Here is a 14,644-nt window from a genome sequence, read left to right on the forward strand (position 1 = left end):
CAAGAAAAGACTGTGCGTTCATCCTTTTCATTTTGTAAACATTTCGTTATGATAAGAACATACATACGAATTGAGGTGGAGAAAATGAAGTTTATTCATACAGCCGACTGGCATTTGGGCAAAATTGTACATGGTGTTTCAATGGTTGAGGATCAGCGCTTCATCTTGCAAAAATTAATTCAGCTTATTGACCATGAAAAACCGGATGCACTCGTTATCGCCGGCGATTTATATGATCGATCTGTTCCTCCCGCTTCTGCTGTCCATTTATTAAATCAAACTTTATTTACGATTAACGTCGAGATGAAAGTGCCGATCGTGGCTATATCCGGCAATCACGATAGTGCGGAGAGGCTTGCCTTCGGTTCAACCTGGTTTAGGCAGAGTCAATTTTATCTGGCGGGAAAACTTGAAAAAGAAATGTTTTGTCCAATTATTGAAGGGGTTCATTTTCATTGTCTTCCTTATGCAGAACCAGGTGTTGTCAGGCACATTTATGAGGATGATACGATTTACTCTCATCATGATGCGATGAAAGTATTGACCGGCCGCCTAAGTGAACAAATGGACCCGGAAGGCATTCATATTGCAGTAGGTCATTCGTTTGTGACTGGGGGAGAAACAAGTGATTCAGAACGAATTTTGTCTGTTGGTGCAGCGGGCAATGTGGGAGCGGAATTGTTCACACCTTTTCACTATACAGCCCTTGGTCACCTTCATAATCCAAATGCGATTCGTCATGAAAAAGTGCAGTATGCGGGTTCACTGCTCAAATATTCTTTTTCGGAAGCCTCTCATACAAAAAGTGTTTCGGTTGTAAACGTGGACGAAAAGGGTCACCTGGATATAAAAAGGGAACCGTTGCCCCCAATTCGCGATATGAAAGAAATAAAAGGCTTTTTTGATGAAATTATGGAAATAAATGAAACGGACGATTACATAAAAGTAATCCTTCAGGATGAAGGGGCATTACTTGATCCGATGGCAAAATTGAAAGGGAAGTTTCCGAATATTCTCCACCTCGAACGGGCAGCAGCTAAAGGAGGTTCCGCTATTCCTGCAACTGAGGAACGGAAACAAAAAAATGAACTGGAGTTGTTCGGCGAGTTTTATGAAGCCATGACCGGTCTAGGATTTTCGGAAGAAAAAGAAGCGTATATGGCAAGTGTCATGGAGGATGTAAAAAAAGGAAGTGATCATGAATGAAGCCCGTCAAGTTAACGATGACAGCATTCGGTCCGTATGCAGGCCGTCAGGTTATTGATTTTTCATTGCTGGAAAACCGGAAGATGTTTGTCATTTCCGGAAAAACGGGTTCCGGTAAAACAACGATATTTGATGCGATCAGCTTTGCCATCTACGGGAAGCCCAGCGGTGATAACCGGAGCGCCGGGGAAATGAGAAGCCAGTTCGCCGATCCGAAACTTCTGACGGAAGTTGAACTGTTGTTTGAGTTAAAAGGGCGGCAATATGTGATCCGCCGTACGCCGCTGCAGGAAAAAAAGAAGGCGCGCGGAAACGGAACAACGACTGCGCCTGCAACGGCGGAACTGCATCAGTTGTCGGATGACGGAAAACGCGTTCTTCTCTCGGCTAATGTCCGCGATACGGATGAAAAGATGACAGAATTAATTGGTCTTGAAGCAAATCAATTCCGGCAAATTTTAATGATACCACAGGGAGAATTTCAAAAGCTGCTGATAGCAAGCAGTCAAGATAAAGAGAAAATTTTACAAAAATTGTTCCAGACTGTTTATTATAAGCAGGTGGAAGAGCGCTTAGAAGTGAAGGCGGATGAATTGAAAAAGGAGGCTGGAAAAACCGCAGATCAGCAAGTGACGCTGTTAAAAAGTCTCCCTGCTTATTCCGATCAAATGACCCTTTTGCTCAAGCAGAATGATATTCAGAAAGAAGCCGTCCTCAGTCAACTGGAAATCGATCTTTCGCAAATGAACGAAGCGCATTCTGTTATGAAAGAGGCCATTACCAGTCTCGGCAAGAAACGTGATGGACTGGTTGCTGCCCGCGAACGGAGTATCGCACTGAACGAACAATTTGACCGGCTGGAGAAGTTACTTGAAGCGAAAAAACAACTGGATGACCAGCTGGTAAACATCCAGCAAATAAAAGTGAATATGGAGCTTGCCGAAAAGGCTGAAAAGCTGCTTCCGTATGAAGACGTTGTCCATAAAGCGAAAAAAGCAGCTGAATCAGTGCTTGAACGGAAACAAGAAGCAGTTAACAATGAACAAATGACACGCGCTCGCTTTGAACAGGCAGACAAAGCGTTTAAACGGGAACAAAACCGCCGGCAAGAACGGGAAGAAGCCGAACGCCGCTATCAACAATTAGAAGCGATGAAAGATGCTGTATATATATTTAGTGAAGCGGTACAAAACGAACGAACGAATCGTGAAAAACTTGAAAAAACAAAAGTACATGGAATAAAGCTTCAAGAAGCACTTGAAGTGCTTGAAAAGGAATTGCTTCGCTTGGAAACGATGCTGGAACCGCTTCAAGATGCAGGAGAGCGGTTGATTAAAGCGGATCATCTGGTCGAAAAAATGACGCAGCAGCTTGAGCAGCAAAATGAATGGATTCGTATCGAAAAACATCTTAAGCAGCTGGAGGAAGAGGAAAAAAAAGCAGCCCAGGCTTGTAAAGAAGCGGAAAAGCAATGGTCTATTGCGTTGACTAAAGTGCATGATATACGTCAAGCGCTGCACCGTGAACAGGCGGCGCTGCTGGCATCTCACTTAACAAAAGGCGAGCCGTGTGCTGTATGCGGATCTATTCATCATCCAAATCCGGCGGTTTACACAGAGGTGCATGTCAATCTGGATGTATTGGAGCAATCAGAACAACGGGCAGCTTCCTTCGAACAAAAACTGCGTGATGCTGAATACGAAAAGTCCTCGATCCAATTAAAAATTCAAGCAGCGAAAACAGATATTCAAAAAATAAAAGCAGGTTTGCCGGAAGATCAAACGATTTTCGACCTGGAAGAAATATTGGAGGGAGCAAAGAAACAGCGCGCAACAGCAGAGGAAGATCAGATTAAGAAACAGCAGTGGACAGACGAGCTTCAAGATAAAAAGATGGAAAAAGAAAAAATTTTAAAACAAATCGAACAAAATCGCCAAGCGGAGGCGAACGAAAGCGGAGCGCATATCGAAGCAAAAAGTATTCTTGCCCAAATGGAGAAAACAATACCCGAATCGATGCGTGATACAGCTGTTTTTACTAAATCGTTTCATGAAGCGAAGCGGCAAAAGGAAGAAAACGAACGGCTGTTCAATGAAACACAATCCGCATTCCACGAATCGCACGCTGCTCTACAATCAGCGATGGTTATCCTAAAAGAAAGAGATCAGGCAGTCATGGGATCGAACGAAACGTTTAACGATGCCGTTTCGTCCTTTACCCAAAAGCTTGAATCGTTTGGATTTTTGAATCGGGATATGTTTGAAGAAGCGAAACGGTTCGTTCAAGATCTTTCACAAATGAAGGAGTCCGCCGAACGTTATGATGAAGAACAGCGGACGGTTCAAATGCGGATCGACGAACTGCAAAAAGTGACAGAAGGACTTGAGCGTGTGGACATCACTGAACTGGACAGCCGGATTCAGTCGTTAAATGAGGAGATAGCTGAATGGACGAATAAGGCGGGGGCGCTGGCTGCACAAGTAAAAGAATCGATCCGCCTGCGGGAAGCTGTGGACCGTTTATCGGAGCAAATGTCCCTTGTGGAAGAGGAATATCGTCTTGCCGGACACTTATATGATATTGCCCACGGAAAAAATGACTTAAAAGTGACGTTTGAACGGTATGTGCTGGCGTCTTTTCTGGAAGATATTTTGGCAGCGGCGAATACACGTCTTGCCAATATGACAAACGGGCGTTTTACTCTTGAACGCCAGACAGCGAGGGCAAAAGGAAACGCACAAAGCGGACTTGAGTTATTGGCATTTGATCAATATACTGGGCAAAGCCGTCACGTGAAAACCTTATCAGGGGGCGAGAGTTTTAAAGCAGCGCTGTCACTTGCTTTAGGACTTGCAGAAGTCGTACAAAATTATGCAGGCGGAGTATCGCTGGAGACGATGTTTGTAGATGAAGGCTTTGGGACGCTGGACCCGGAATCGCTGGATCAAGCCATTGAAACTTTAATGGATATTCAATCCGACGGGCGTCTCGTGGGAATTATTTCCCATGTCCCGGAATTAAAAGAGCGGATTGATGCGCGTTTGGAAGTAAAACAATCGGATGCAGGGAGCCGGGCAGCGTTCGTATTTTCAGGTGATTATTAAAAATCGTTCATAAATTCTTCACGAGAATGTACAGTTCGGAATTGAGAAAAGTGCCGGATTCCTCTAGGATAAGAATATAAAAGCCGCTTGGAGGGAATTTTTTTGAAATTATTTCGTTATATGACGCTGGCAGCAGTCATCATGATTTTGTTATCTGCATGCAGCAGCAGTGAATTTCAAGGCAATATGGAAGTGGAAGTAAATGATTTTACAAATGTGAATCAGGATGGGAAAGAAGTGAGTTTGTCGGATTTGAAAGGGAATGTATGGATTGCGAATTTCATATTTACAAACTGTACAACGGTTTGTCCTCCGATGACCCGAAATATGAGTGAACTGCAGGACTTATTGAATGAAGAAGGCATAAAGAATTATCGTATTGTGTCCTTCAGTGTTGATCCGGCTCGGGATACACCGGACGCATTGAAAAAATACATTTCTCACTATGAAGCAGATGAATCAAATTGGGATTTATTGACCGGCTATGATAGTGATTACATTCGGGATTTCGCGGAAGAAAGTTTTCAAACGCTTGCTATTCCAGATCCAAATTCTGACCAATTTATGCACGGGACGAGCTTTTATCTAATTAATAAAGAAGGCATAGTCGTGAAAAGCTATGACGGAAATATCGATGTGCCATTCGACGAAATTGTGCTGGATGTGAAACAATTAACGGAACAATCCTAAATGATAAGCCCCGATAAATTAGTCGGGGCTTATGTTGAATATATCAACACAATTAAAAAACAAGACTTGACTTTTCGGAAATTTACAAAAAAAATAATAAATTTTCAGTTGCGAAAATTTGGATGTTTGTGTAAGATAAAAGTACAGATTTTTTCTGAAAATTCAATAAGGGGTGATTGTATGAACTATGGATTCTACAAATTTGGGTCTACGAACAGTGTAAAGTGTGAATGCGGCTGGGAAGGACAGCGTGCAGAACTGAGACGGGCGGTAGTTGTGCTCGAACAGACAAAGTGCGGCTCCATTTTTGATGCCGAGGATGTTTATATTTGCCCAAACTGTGATTCAAGAAAGTATTAATCCCTCCCTAATCGTTTTGTCCTTCGACTTTCACTCACTTTCCAAATGACGACTTCTGCGACAGCCAGCAGCCAATTACCATCATGTTTAGAAGCGGGATCTTTTTTTAAGATCCCGCTTTTCCAATTCTTTTTACAACATGCACTCCGCCGATTATAATAAAGATATTCAATAGCAGCGGAGGAATAAAATGTCAAACGAAGGCAACCATTATTTTGCGCATGAATATGAATCAATTGAAATGCTGGCGGATCGCATTAGTGACGCGCTTCATTGTCCTATTACAATTGAAGATGCCAACCACCAGATCATTGCATACAGCCGGCATGAAGGGGAAATTGATCCGGTTCGGATAGCGACGATTATGCGCCGTCGTGTTCCGGAACATGTGATAAACAGTTTATGGAGGAGCGGTGCGATTCCGAAATTATTTGAAACGGAAGAACCGGTCATTATCCCGGCAATTGATCAGGTGGAGCTCGGTGAACGGGTTGCGATCTCGGTTAGAAAACAAGAAAAAGTGATCGGTTTTATTTGGGCACAGTCCAAAGCCCACTTTACAGATGAACAAATGATCATCTTAAAAGAAGCGGCAAAAGCGGTAAAGAATCAGCTCCTGCAGCATGAAAAACGAAAACGGGCTGCAGAAGAAAGTCACCAGGAGTTTTTATGGAAGCTTCTTACAGGTCATTTTAACGGGCGGAATGAAATTGATCAGGCGAACAAAAATTACGGACTTTCATTATCAGGTGAACTGATGGCTGTTATTTTTGACTTTGGGCGGACAATAGACCGGACGCTGGAGCGGCAAATTGATTATCTCGTTGAAACGCTTCAGCAAGTAACCTGTATAGCAAGAACATATGATGGAGAACAGCTTGTTTTGCTTATTCGATTTGCTGAAAAGGGGAAGACAGATACTATCAATCATTATATAAATGATTTTACAGCAAAAGCGGCAGAGCGGCTTCAAGTTCATCCGGCGGGAGCGGGAGGCAGCATTGTGAAAAATCCCCTTTATGTTCAGACAAGTTATCAGGAAGCGCTCTATGTATTACGAATGAAGCGCCTGTTTGTCAACATTAGAATGCCGCATTGTTATGAAAACATAGGCATTTTTCAGTCGATCGATGAGTTTCGGACAGTCCGAAATGGAAAACGGAATCGCGTTTTGGAAGAATTGAAGGAATATGACCGTACTCACAACACCAATATGCTGGAAACGGTGTTTACTTTTTTGGTTCATGACGGCAATATAAATGAAGCGGCAGCTGTGCTGCATGTCCATCCGAACACGCTTGCCTACCGCCTGAAGCGTATGGCGGAAATTACAGGGGTGAATTTAAAAGATATGAATGAAAAAACGCTGCTCTATATTGATTTATTAATTTTGCAATTAGATGATTCACTTTTGTGAAAATTAACAAAAAATGCTCCTTCGATTTTTTATTTGACCTGATGAACTTGACGCAAATTTGTCATAATATGAGGATAAGACAAATAAGAATCAGGGAGATGAATTAAAATGATTATTGGCGTACCAACTGAAATTAAAAATAACGAAAACCGTGTAGCCATCACACCTGCGGGGGTCCTTTCATTCGTAAAAGAAGGGCATCAGGTTCTGGTGCAAAGCGGCGCCGGTGTTGGAAGCGGTTTCTCTGATGATGAATATAAAAAGACCGGTGCAGAAATTTTGGATGACGCCGCTGATGTTTGGAGCCGCGCGGAAATGGTCATGAAAGTAAAAGAACCACTTCCGGCGGAATATGGCTATTTTCGTAAAGAGCTGATTTTATTTACATATTTACACCTGGCTGCTGAACCGGCGCTGACGAAAGCACTTGTTGAAGAGAAATTGACCGGCATCGCTTATGAAACAGTTAGTGTAAACCGCACACTGCCGCTTTTAGCACCGATGAGTGAAGTAGCAGGCCGTATGGCGGCACAAATTGGAGCCCATTTTTTGGAGAAGCAGGAAGGCGGCAAAGGAGTTTTGCTCGGCGGGGTGCCGGGTGTGAAAAAAAGTAAAGTCACGGTCATAGGTGGAGGAATGGTTGGCATGAATGCGGCAAAAATTGCTGTCGGCCTTGGAGCGGACGTGACCATTATTGATTTAAATGCCGATCGTCTCCGCCAGCTGGAAGATGTATTTGGTTCTTCCATTCAAACGCTTATTTCGAATCCACTTAATATAGCCGAATCAGTGAAAGAGTCTGATTTAGTCATTGGTGCTGTGTTAATTCCTGGAGCTAAAGCGCCAAAACTTGTCACGGAAGAAATGGTAAAATCGATGTCCAACGGATCGGTTATTGTGGATGTAGCCGTTGATCAGGGAGGTATTTTTAAAACGGTGGACCGAATCACAACCCATGAAAATCCAACGTACGTGAAGCATGGAGTTGTTCATTATGCAGTGGCCAATATGCCGGGCGCTGTACCCCGCACTTCAACCACCGCTTTAACAAATGTGACCATCCCGTATGCCTTAAATATTGCCGGCAAAGGATTAAAAAGGGCTGTTTCTGAAACTGCAGCACTTAAACACGGGATTAACACACTAAACGGGTTCGTCACGTATGAGGCAGTTGCACGCGATCTTGGATATGAATACAAACCTGTGGAAGAATTGTTATAATTCACAATGGAGTTGTCTAATCAGTGCAGAGGGAAGGAAGGATTCCGTACCATTTAGGCCGATTTTTCGATCGTACAGCCGGATTCTACCACTCATCAAGGCCGAATTCAATAACAATCTAGGCAAAAGAGCAAGAAAACCAAGTCAAAATCAGAAAATCAGGCTATAGGAATGAGGAAGGGGGGTGTCTCAATCAATGGTGACACCCCCCGTTTTTTTAGAAGTTCAAACTCGTCATCCTACAATCATTTATTATACTCATTTATTTCTTTTTTTATGGAATCCGGTGTGCCGATGATGATCTTGGGCGTTTTCGCCGGATCAATCCATTTCATGACGGTTTTCAAGTTTGCTTCGCTTAATGCAAGGCAGCCTGCTGTCGGGGTGGAACTATTTCGCCATAGGTGAATGAAAATCGCACTGCCTTTATTTTGGATAATTGGATTTTCATTGTATCGAATAATAATAGCATGTTTGTAAATCACATGTTTCAGCCGCTCAAATGATTTCCATTTTTTGTTTGGATTTCTGTTGTAATACACCCACTTGTTATAGTCAGGTGAAGTAACATCGTCAATCCAATAATGGTTTTTGTGCGAAACCGTATATTTTGATTTTACACCTGGTGGTTTAGCCGCGGTTCCGAACATATTGCCGATTGGATAAATACCGGCTGGTGTCGCGCCATCTCCTTCTTTCTTTGTGAAAGACAGACCGCTTTTCCCGGTAACAGCAGGGAAAGATTGCTTAAGCACCCATTTGGAGCCGGACTTTTCATATAATTTTAATGGATTTTGTGCTTCCTTCCGTAATAAGTACCTGCTTACTGTCGGTTATAGATGAGAGGGAAGCAGCATATGGATCAGTGGCGGCTTTTGGCATTTGCGGCAGTATACTTCCTATAAGAAGCATAACAGCTGAACAGGCGGCTAATATATAGCGCATTTCATAAAATTCTCCCTTCTTTTTGAATAAAAAAGCAGACGGACTATTCCGTCTGCTCCGTATATTTATTTTAACCCAGTATTGGCTTTGACCGCCACCTCTGCATATTTTCGCTTATCTGCTTTTGCTGAGACGAGAGAGCCGATATAACCGGCAATAAAGCCTACAGGAACAGAAACGATTGCCGGGTTCGTTAATGGGAATAATGGATCTCCGGCAAAAATAGCAGTGCCTTCCGGATTCCAAACGTTCGGGCTCATGGCAACGAGAACAAGCGCTGAAACGAGGCCTGTTACCATTGCTGAAATCGCGCCAGTAGTGTTGAATCGCTTCCAGTAAATTGTGTAAATAATAACAGGAAGGTTTGCACTTGCTGCGATACAGAAAGCGAGCGAAACGAGAAAAGCAACGTTCATCGATTGTGCAAAGAGGGCGAGAATAACAGATAAAGCAGATACGCCAATCGATGCAAAACGGGCCGCTTTCATTTGTTCTTTTTCAGTCGCTTGTCCTTTTTTAATAATTTGACCATAAATATCATGAGCGAATGCCGATGCACCTGATAAAACAAGACCGGCTACAACGGCCAGGATGGTAGCAAAAGCAACTGCCGAAACGAATGACATAAGCAAATCACCGCCAAGTGCTTGAGCGAGTAACGGTGCAGCCATATTTCCGGCTGCATTTGCTGCGATAATTTCGTCAGAACCAACAAACGCGGCAGCGCCGAAGCCTAAGAAAATCGTTAAAATATAGAATAGACCAACAATCCACGTGGCATATACGACAGAACTGCGCGCCGTTTTTGCGTCTTTTACGGTAAAGAAACGCATTAAAATGTGCGGCAGGCCGGCAGTACCAAGAACGAGTGCAATCATCATGGACATTGTATCGATGCCGTTCGTATATTTTACACCCGGATTCAAGAAATTCTCTCCAGCTGGTGTAACCGTTTTCATTTCAGAGAACATTCTTAAAATGTTAAAGTCAAATTTCATTAATACGAGGAAAGAAATGATAATAGTACCAACCATTAATAAGACGGCTTTAATAATCTGCACCCAGCTTGTGGCCGCCATGCCCCCAAATAGTACGTATGTTGTCATCATAATACCAACCAGCAATACGGCAATCCAGTAGTCAATTCCTAAAAGAAGCTGGATGAGTGCGCCTGCTCCAACAAGCTGAGCAATCATATAAAATAGAACGATTGTCAATGTACTGATTGCGGCTGTTGCACGAATTTTCTGCTGTTCAAAACGTGCTGTGATCATGTCAGCAAGGGTATATTTACCGAGGTTACGAAGCGGCTCAGCAACAATATAAAGTACAACTAAGTAAGCTACTAAATATCCAATACTGTAAAAGAAGCCGTCAAATCCATTTAATGCAATCGCACCGGCAATTCCTAGAAACGAAGCCGCTGAAAGGTAGTCCCCGGCAATGGCAATTCCGTTTTGCCACCCCGTTAATCCTCCTCCGGCTGTGTAAAATTCACTTGCCGAGTTTGTCCGTTTTGAGGCCCAATAGGTAACATAGAGCGTCAAACCGACGATTGCAACGAAGAAAAAGAGTCCGAGTACACTCATTTAACGGTCACTCCCTTCGTTTTTGTTATGCAGATTGAAAATGGTTTCAGCTTCTGAATCGAACCCATTTGCTTTTTTTACATATATCATACAAAGCGCCCATGTCATAATAAATTGAGCAAAAGCAAATACCCAAACCCACGTAATGTCTCCAATTGCAGGACTATTCAGTACCGTTGAAAATGAAGTCAACAGCGGCAGTGTGAAGTAAAACAAAAGGAAAAAGACAGTAACGGGAAGCAGGAATTTGTTTTTCTTTCTGACCAGTGACTTGAACTCCGGACTGGCCGCGATAGCCTCATAATCATGATTCTGCTGCGGCGGTGTGGTGTGATGCACTTTGTGTTCCATAAAAGACCTCCCCTTGGTCGTTTTTAATTCTGAAATCGTTTGCAATTTGCAGAATTGTAACTCTATTCTAAGAAAACTTTGAATGAATGGCAACACTTTTTGACAAAAAAATGAACTTAATTAAAAACAGCTTGTTTTTTTATTTAAATGGTCAAATGAGTCCATTCATTTTCTTTCCAGTCTTTTTCGTGTACAATCAATTAAAAAGACAATAAATGGAGCGGATAGTCATGACGGAAATCAAATCGATTGGCGCAGCTGTGTCTTCGTTGTCAGGGATGAGGCTTCGTATCGTTCATTCAATTTTACATCGTATTCAGGCGCGCGATTTAATTGCATTGAAAGCGAAAAGCCGATTTTCAAAGGAGGAAACGTTCCCTTTTTTTAGAGCGATTGTTGAAGAAGCGAAAAAGCTGAATCATATTCCAGATCCTGAACTGAAGCTGGATGTGTTCATTGCTTTAACGAAAGTGCTGAAGCTGCCGGCTTCCCACCTGTATGAAAAAGAAAAAGTGGCGGCAAGATCCGATGAAATCGTTCACAAATGGTTTGAGAAAACAGCCAAAAAAGATAAATTAATTCAGGAAAAATTTGATCGCTCTCTTCTAAGCAGCAAGCTGGAGTTTTTGCTTCACTATGAACATGTCAATCAGGTTGAACGGGTACTGAAAAATGAAAAAGTAGACGAAGAGAAAGAGCCTCTTCAGGAAGTGATACACCATAAATGGGAGGAATTACCTGAATACAAGCGGGTACAAATTTTTGAGTACTTTCATTTAAATCGAGAGACGTCATTTGAAGTGATTGTTGAAGAAAAAGGGCTTGATTCTCTTCTTTTTGAAATGGGAACGAGGATGGGGCTGTCCATGTATGGAGATATTTTATACGAGTTACAGCGTGATGTTCCGGATGATTATCCCGTGTTTTTATGGGTGCTTCATCCCAGGGCCCTTTTTACCACTGATGAAGCGCTTAAAAGTCTTGTTTCGGGAAACTGGAACGTGCCGGCTGTTTTACTGCTTCTATACGCACCGTCAGACGAAGATTTGAAGGAATCAAATCCGGCTGTTATTGCGGAAGAGTGGTTGAAAAGAGAGGCCGATTATCGTCTGTTAATCCGGAAAATTAATAAACTGAAGCTCGATCAGCAAGAAGAAGAAAAGCGCATAGGTTTGGTGCGGCAGGAGCTTGAAAAGGCTGTCATTGCGGAAGAAAGAGCACGTTCTGTGTACCGCAGCTTGCGTGAACGGTTAATTGCCATTTTAAAATCGGATTCAGCCCGGCCCTATTTAGGAGATATAAGCGTGTCACACACCCGTATTCGGGAAAAGTTATCCCGAATCCAATTGAAAATAGAGAGGAATAAGTCCAAAAAAGGATTGATTCAGTCCGCCGGCGCATGGCTGTCGAATACGTATTATCAAGCTGAAAAAAATAATCTTGAAAAAAAATTGCAGATTTCATTTGAAAAAATGGCGGATGAAGTGATGGTGAAATATCCATATTACGAAGCGGATTTAATCTCAGAGATGAATTCGGCATTGGTTTCAGCAAACGGCTGGCAGTTTGAAAAAGAGCGCTTGAAGAAAAAAGAATCGGAAGCTTTCAAATCACTGTCTGAAATGAAAAATGAAGAGCTGAAACTGCGAGAGGAAGCGGCTGAATCCGCTTCTAGAACGCCGGGCTTAAAACAGCTTGGCACTGCTGATATGCCGGAAAAGAGTCCTATTACTTGATAGGGCTCTTTTCCTTTGTTACGGTATTAAAGGTGTGTCAAATGACATTTCGTTCCGAAGGTTAAATTATTTTTGCGCTGTTATGCAATGTGAAAGGAAAATGTATGAAGAAAATATCAAATGTATTCTGGTGGACGGGAGCGCTTGTCCTGTTTGCGACAATATTCGGAGCAGCTGCTCCTAAATCTTTTGAAAGGATGACGGCGAATGTACAAAGCTTTATCACGTCGGCATTCGGTTGGTACTATTTAATTTTAGTATCGGTCATTGTGTTGTTTTGTCTAGTGTTGATCGCTAGTCCTGTCGGTCAAATCCGGCTTGGAAAACCGGGTGAAAAACCGGAGTACTCAACGCTCTCCTGGTTTGCGATGCTGTTTAGCGCGGGAATGGGAATCGGACTGGTCTTTTGGGGAGCGGCAGAACCGCTTAGTCATTATGCGGTTTCAAGTCCGTTGTCGGAACCTGGTACAAATGATGCGCTGCGGGAGTCCATGCGCTATATGTTTTTTCACTGGGGATTGCATGCTTGGGGTATTTATGCGGTTGTCGCGTTGGCACTGGCGTATTTCCCGTTCCGAAGAGGAGAACCCGGTTTAATCAGTGCAACGCTGAAACCGGTACTCGGGAAATATGCTGAAGGATGGGTTGGCACGCTTATTGATATTATTGCTGTTTTTGCAACAGTTGTCGGAGTTGCGACGACTCTTGGTTTTGGCGCAGCACAAATTAACGGCGGTCTTTCGTATTTATTCGGGGTACCTGTTTCATTTACTGTACAGCTGGTTATTATTGTAGTTGTGACAGTTTTATTTATCGCTTCGGCCATGTCTGGTCTTGGAAAAGGAATTAAAACGTTAAGTAACACCAACATGGTTTTGGCCGTGGTCCTGCTTGTTCTTATGTTAATTATTGGCCCGACAATGTTTATCTTAAATATGTTTACTGATACGATCGGGGCCTACCTTCAAAATATTTTGCGGATGAGCTTCCAAATCGCTCCGCTTAATGAAGATCACCGCAGCTGGATTAATGGGTGGACGATTTTTTATTGGGCATGGTGGATTTCATGGTCGCCATTCGTTGGTATTTTTATCGCGCGTGTATCACGCGGCCGCACAATTCGTGAGTTTATGATTGGTGTGTTATTAATGCCATCACTTGTCAGCTTTATCTGGTTTACTGTATTTGGCGCGTCAGCAATGAATTTACAAATGAACGGTGCCGCTGATTTAACGCAGTATGCAACGGAGGAACTTTTATTTGCGGTCTTCAATGAACTGCCATGGTCACAATTAATGTCTATTATCGCGGTGTTCCTTGTCGCCATCTTTTTTGTGACTTCAGCAGATTCAGCGACATTTGTTCTCGGGATGCAGACGACACATGGTTCCTTAACTCCACCGAATAGTGTGAAATTGACGTGGGGGATTGCGCAGTCGTCCATCGCGATTGTACTTTTATACAGTGGGGGACTGCAGGCATTGCAAAACGCATTGATTGCGGCAGCGTTTCCGTTTTCTTTTATTATGATTTTAATGATGGTCTCTCTTTACCGGGCTTTTACAGATGAGCAGAATGAAATGCGCAGGCAGGCTGGCCGACGTCCACTGATGTAATGATCATGCACATCCCGTCGGTTAAGGCGGGATGAATTTGTTTCGCTTGAAGTTTTGCGGCCTCTTTTCTATGATAGATACAGCACGTTCAACGAAGGAGTTCATCATGGCGAAACGACGAAAATTGAAAAAAAGGGCAATGTATTCATTATCAGTGCCGTTCATTATCCTTGGCCTGCTTTTGCTGGTGCTATTCGCACTCAGTGACTCAACATCTAAATTGATTGAATCAAAAGATATACCGGAAGAATTTATCCCTATTTATAAAGCAGCTGCCGAGGAGTACGGGGTGCCGTGGGAACTGCTTGCCGCTCATCACCGGGTTGAAACGAAATTTTCGACCATGGACCCGATGATTTCACCGGTTGGTGCAGAGGGGCCGATGCAAGTGCGACCATAAGGTCACATA

At 43.0% G+C, this 14,644-nt stretch carries 13 protein-coding genes; 9 read left to right on the forward strand and 4 right to left on the reverse strand.

What is annotated here, in order from left to right:
- The first annotated feature begins 84 nt into the window (after window positions 1-84).
- From BTO30_RS07205 to ald, 6 genes are all read left to right on the forward strand, one after another.
- Window positions 85-1,206, forward strand: coding sequence for an exonuclease SbcCD subunit D (locus BTO30_RS07205; protein WP_075398051.1), 1,122 nt, complete (start codon window positions 85-87; stop codon window positions 1,204-1,206).
- Window positions 1,203-4,310 (forward strand): AAA family ATPase, encoded by a 3,108-nt coding sequence (locus BTO30_RS07210; protein WP_075398052.1) that lies wholly within the window; start codon window positions 1,203-1,205, stop codon window positions 4,308-4,310. Before BTO30_RS07205 ends, BTO30_RS07210 begins: the two co-directional genes overlap by 4 nt.
- 102 nt (window positions 4,311-4,412) lie before the next feature.
- A complete protein-coding gene (locus tag BTO30_RS07215; protein ID WP_083632332.1) occupies window positions 4,413-5,000 on the forward strand; it encodes an SCO family protein in 588 nt (195 codons plus the stop codon).
- A gap of 180 nt (window positions 5,001-5,180) precedes the next feature.
- Window positions 5,181-5,360: a hypothetical protein gene (locus BTO30_RS16995; protein ID WP_143331926.1), complete on the forward strand. Its 180-nt coding sequence runs from the start codon at window positions 5,181-5,183 to the stop codon at window positions 5,358-5,360.
- Between the two features lie 190 nt (window positions 5,361-5,550).
- Window positions 5,551-6,777, forward strand: coding sequence for a PucR family transcriptional regulator (locus BTO30_RS07225; RefSeq protein WP_075398054.1), 1,227 nt, complete (start codon window positions 5,551-5,553; stop codon window positions 6,775-6,777).
- A 108-nt stretch (window positions 6,778-6,885) separates the two neighbouring features.
- Window positions 6,886-7,998, forward strand: coding sequence for an alanine dehydrogenase (gene ald / locus BTO30_RS07230; RefSeq protein ID WP_075398055.1), 1,113 nt, complete (start codon window positions 6,886-6,888; stop codon window positions 7,996-7,998).
- A 245-nt stretch (window positions 7,999-8,243) separates the two neighbouring features.
- On the opposite strand, the gene BTO30_RS07235 is transcribed toward ald, so the two are convergent.
- From BTO30_RS07235 to BTO30_RS07245, 4 genes are all read right to left on the reverse strand, one after another.
- Entirely contained in the window at window positions 8,244-8,753 is a 510-nt protein-coding gene (locus BTO30_RS07235; protein WP_075398056.1) for a L,D-transpeptidase family protein, read from the reverse strand.
- A gap of 19 nt (window positions 8,754-8,772) precedes the next feature.
- The gene (locus BTO30_RS17215; RefSeq protein ID WP_158023573.1) at window positions 8,773-8,943 is read right to left on the reverse strand and encodes a hypothetical protein; all 171 of its coding nucleotides are present in this window, start codon (window positions 8,941-8,943) and stop codon (window positions 8,773-8,775) included.
- Window positions 8,944-9,008: 65 nt separating this feature from the next.
- The gene (locus BTO30_RS07240; RefSeq protein WP_075398057.1) at window positions 9,009-10,532 is read right to left on the reverse strand and encodes a solute symporter family protein; all 1,524 of its coding nucleotides are present in this window, start codon (window positions 10,530-10,532) and stop codon (window positions 9,009-9,011) included.
- Window positions 10,533-10,883 (reverse strand): DUF485 domain-containing protein, encoded by a 351-nt coding sequence (locus BTO30_RS07245; RefSeq protein ID WP_075398058.1) that lies wholly within the window; start codon window positions 10,881-10,883, stop codon window positions 10,533-10,535.
- Between the two features lie 230 nt (window positions 10,884-11,113).
- Between BTO30_RS07245 and BTO30_RS07250 the strand changes: the two genes are divergently transcribed.
- The 3 genes from BTO30_RS07250 (at window position 11,114) to BTO30_RS07260 (ending at window position 14,635) form a co-directional block, all read left to right on the forward strand.
- A complete protein-coding gene (locus BTO30_RS07250; RefSeq protein ID WP_075398059.1) occupies window positions 11,114-12,619 on the forward strand; it encodes a hypothetical protein in 1,506 nt (501 codons plus the stop codon).
- 104 nt (window positions 12,620-12,723) lie between these two features.
- Window positions 12,724-14,235, forward strand: coding sequence for a glycine betaine uptake BCCT transporter (locus tag BTO30_RS07255; RefSeq protein ID WP_075398060.1), 1,512 nt, complete (start codon window positions 12,724-12,726; stop codon window positions 14,233-14,235).
- 106 nt (window positions 14,236-14,341) lie between these two features.
- Window positions 14,342-14,635: a hypothetical protein gene (locus BTO30_RS07260; RefSeq protein WP_425429445.1), complete on the forward strand. Its 294-nt coding sequence runs from the start codon at window positions 14,342-14,344 to the stop codon at window positions 14,633-14,635.
- The last annotated feature ends 9 nt before the right edge of the window (window positions 14,636-14,644 follow it).

The sequence above is a fragment of the Domibacillus antri genome (assembly GCF_001936625.1).
GTDB lineage: Bacteria > Bacillota > Bacilli > Bacillales > Domibacillaceae > Domibacillus > Domibacillus antri.

Excerpts from the sequence above, each read along its gene's own strand:
- BTO30_RS07210 (WP_075398052.1), top strand. The coding sequence starts at position 1,203 with ATGAAGCCCGTCAAGTTAACGATGACAGCATTCGGTCCGTATGCAGGC.
- ald (WP_075398055.1), top strand. The coding sequence starts at position 6,886 with ATGATTATTGGCGTACCAACTGAAATTAAAAATAACGAAAACCGTGTA.
- BTO30_RS07255 (WP_075398060.1), top strand. The coding sequence starts at position 12,724 with ATGAAGAAAATATCAAATGTATTCTGGTGGACGGGAGCGCTTGTCCTG.
- BTO30_RS07260 (WP_425429445.1), top strand. The coding sequence starts at position 14,342 with ATGGCGAAACGACGAAAATTGAAAAAAAGGGCAATGTATTCATTATCA.
- BTO30_RS17215 (WP_158023573.1), bottom strand. The coding sequence starts at position 8,943 with ATGCGCTATATATTAGCCGCCTGTTCAGCTGTTATGCTTCTTATAGGA.
- BTO30_RS07240 (WP_075398057.1), bottom strand. The coding sequence starts at position 10,532 with ATGAGTGTACTCGGACTCTTTTTCTTCGTTGCAATCGTCGGTTTGACG.
- BTO30_RS07250 (WP_075398059.1), top strand. The coding sequence starts at position 11,114 with ATGACGGAAATCAAATCGATTGGCGCAGCTGTGTCTTCGTTGTCAGGG.
- BTO30_RS07205 (WP_075398051.1), top strand. The coding sequence starts at position 85 with ATGAAGTTTATTCATACAGCCGACTGGCATTTGGGCAAAATTGTACAT.
- BTO30_RS16995 (WP_143331926.1), top strand. The coding sequence starts at position 5,181 with ATGAACTATGGATTCTACAAATTTGGGTCTACGAACAGTGTAAAGTGT.
- BTO30_RS07225 (WP_075398054.1), top strand. The coding sequence starts at position 5,551 with ATGTCAAACGAAGGCAACCATTATTTTGCGCATGAATATGAATCAATT.
- BTO30_RS07245 (WP_075398058.1), bottom strand. The coding sequence starts at position 10,883 with ATGGAACACAAAGTGCATCACACCACACCGCCGCAGCAGAATCATGAT.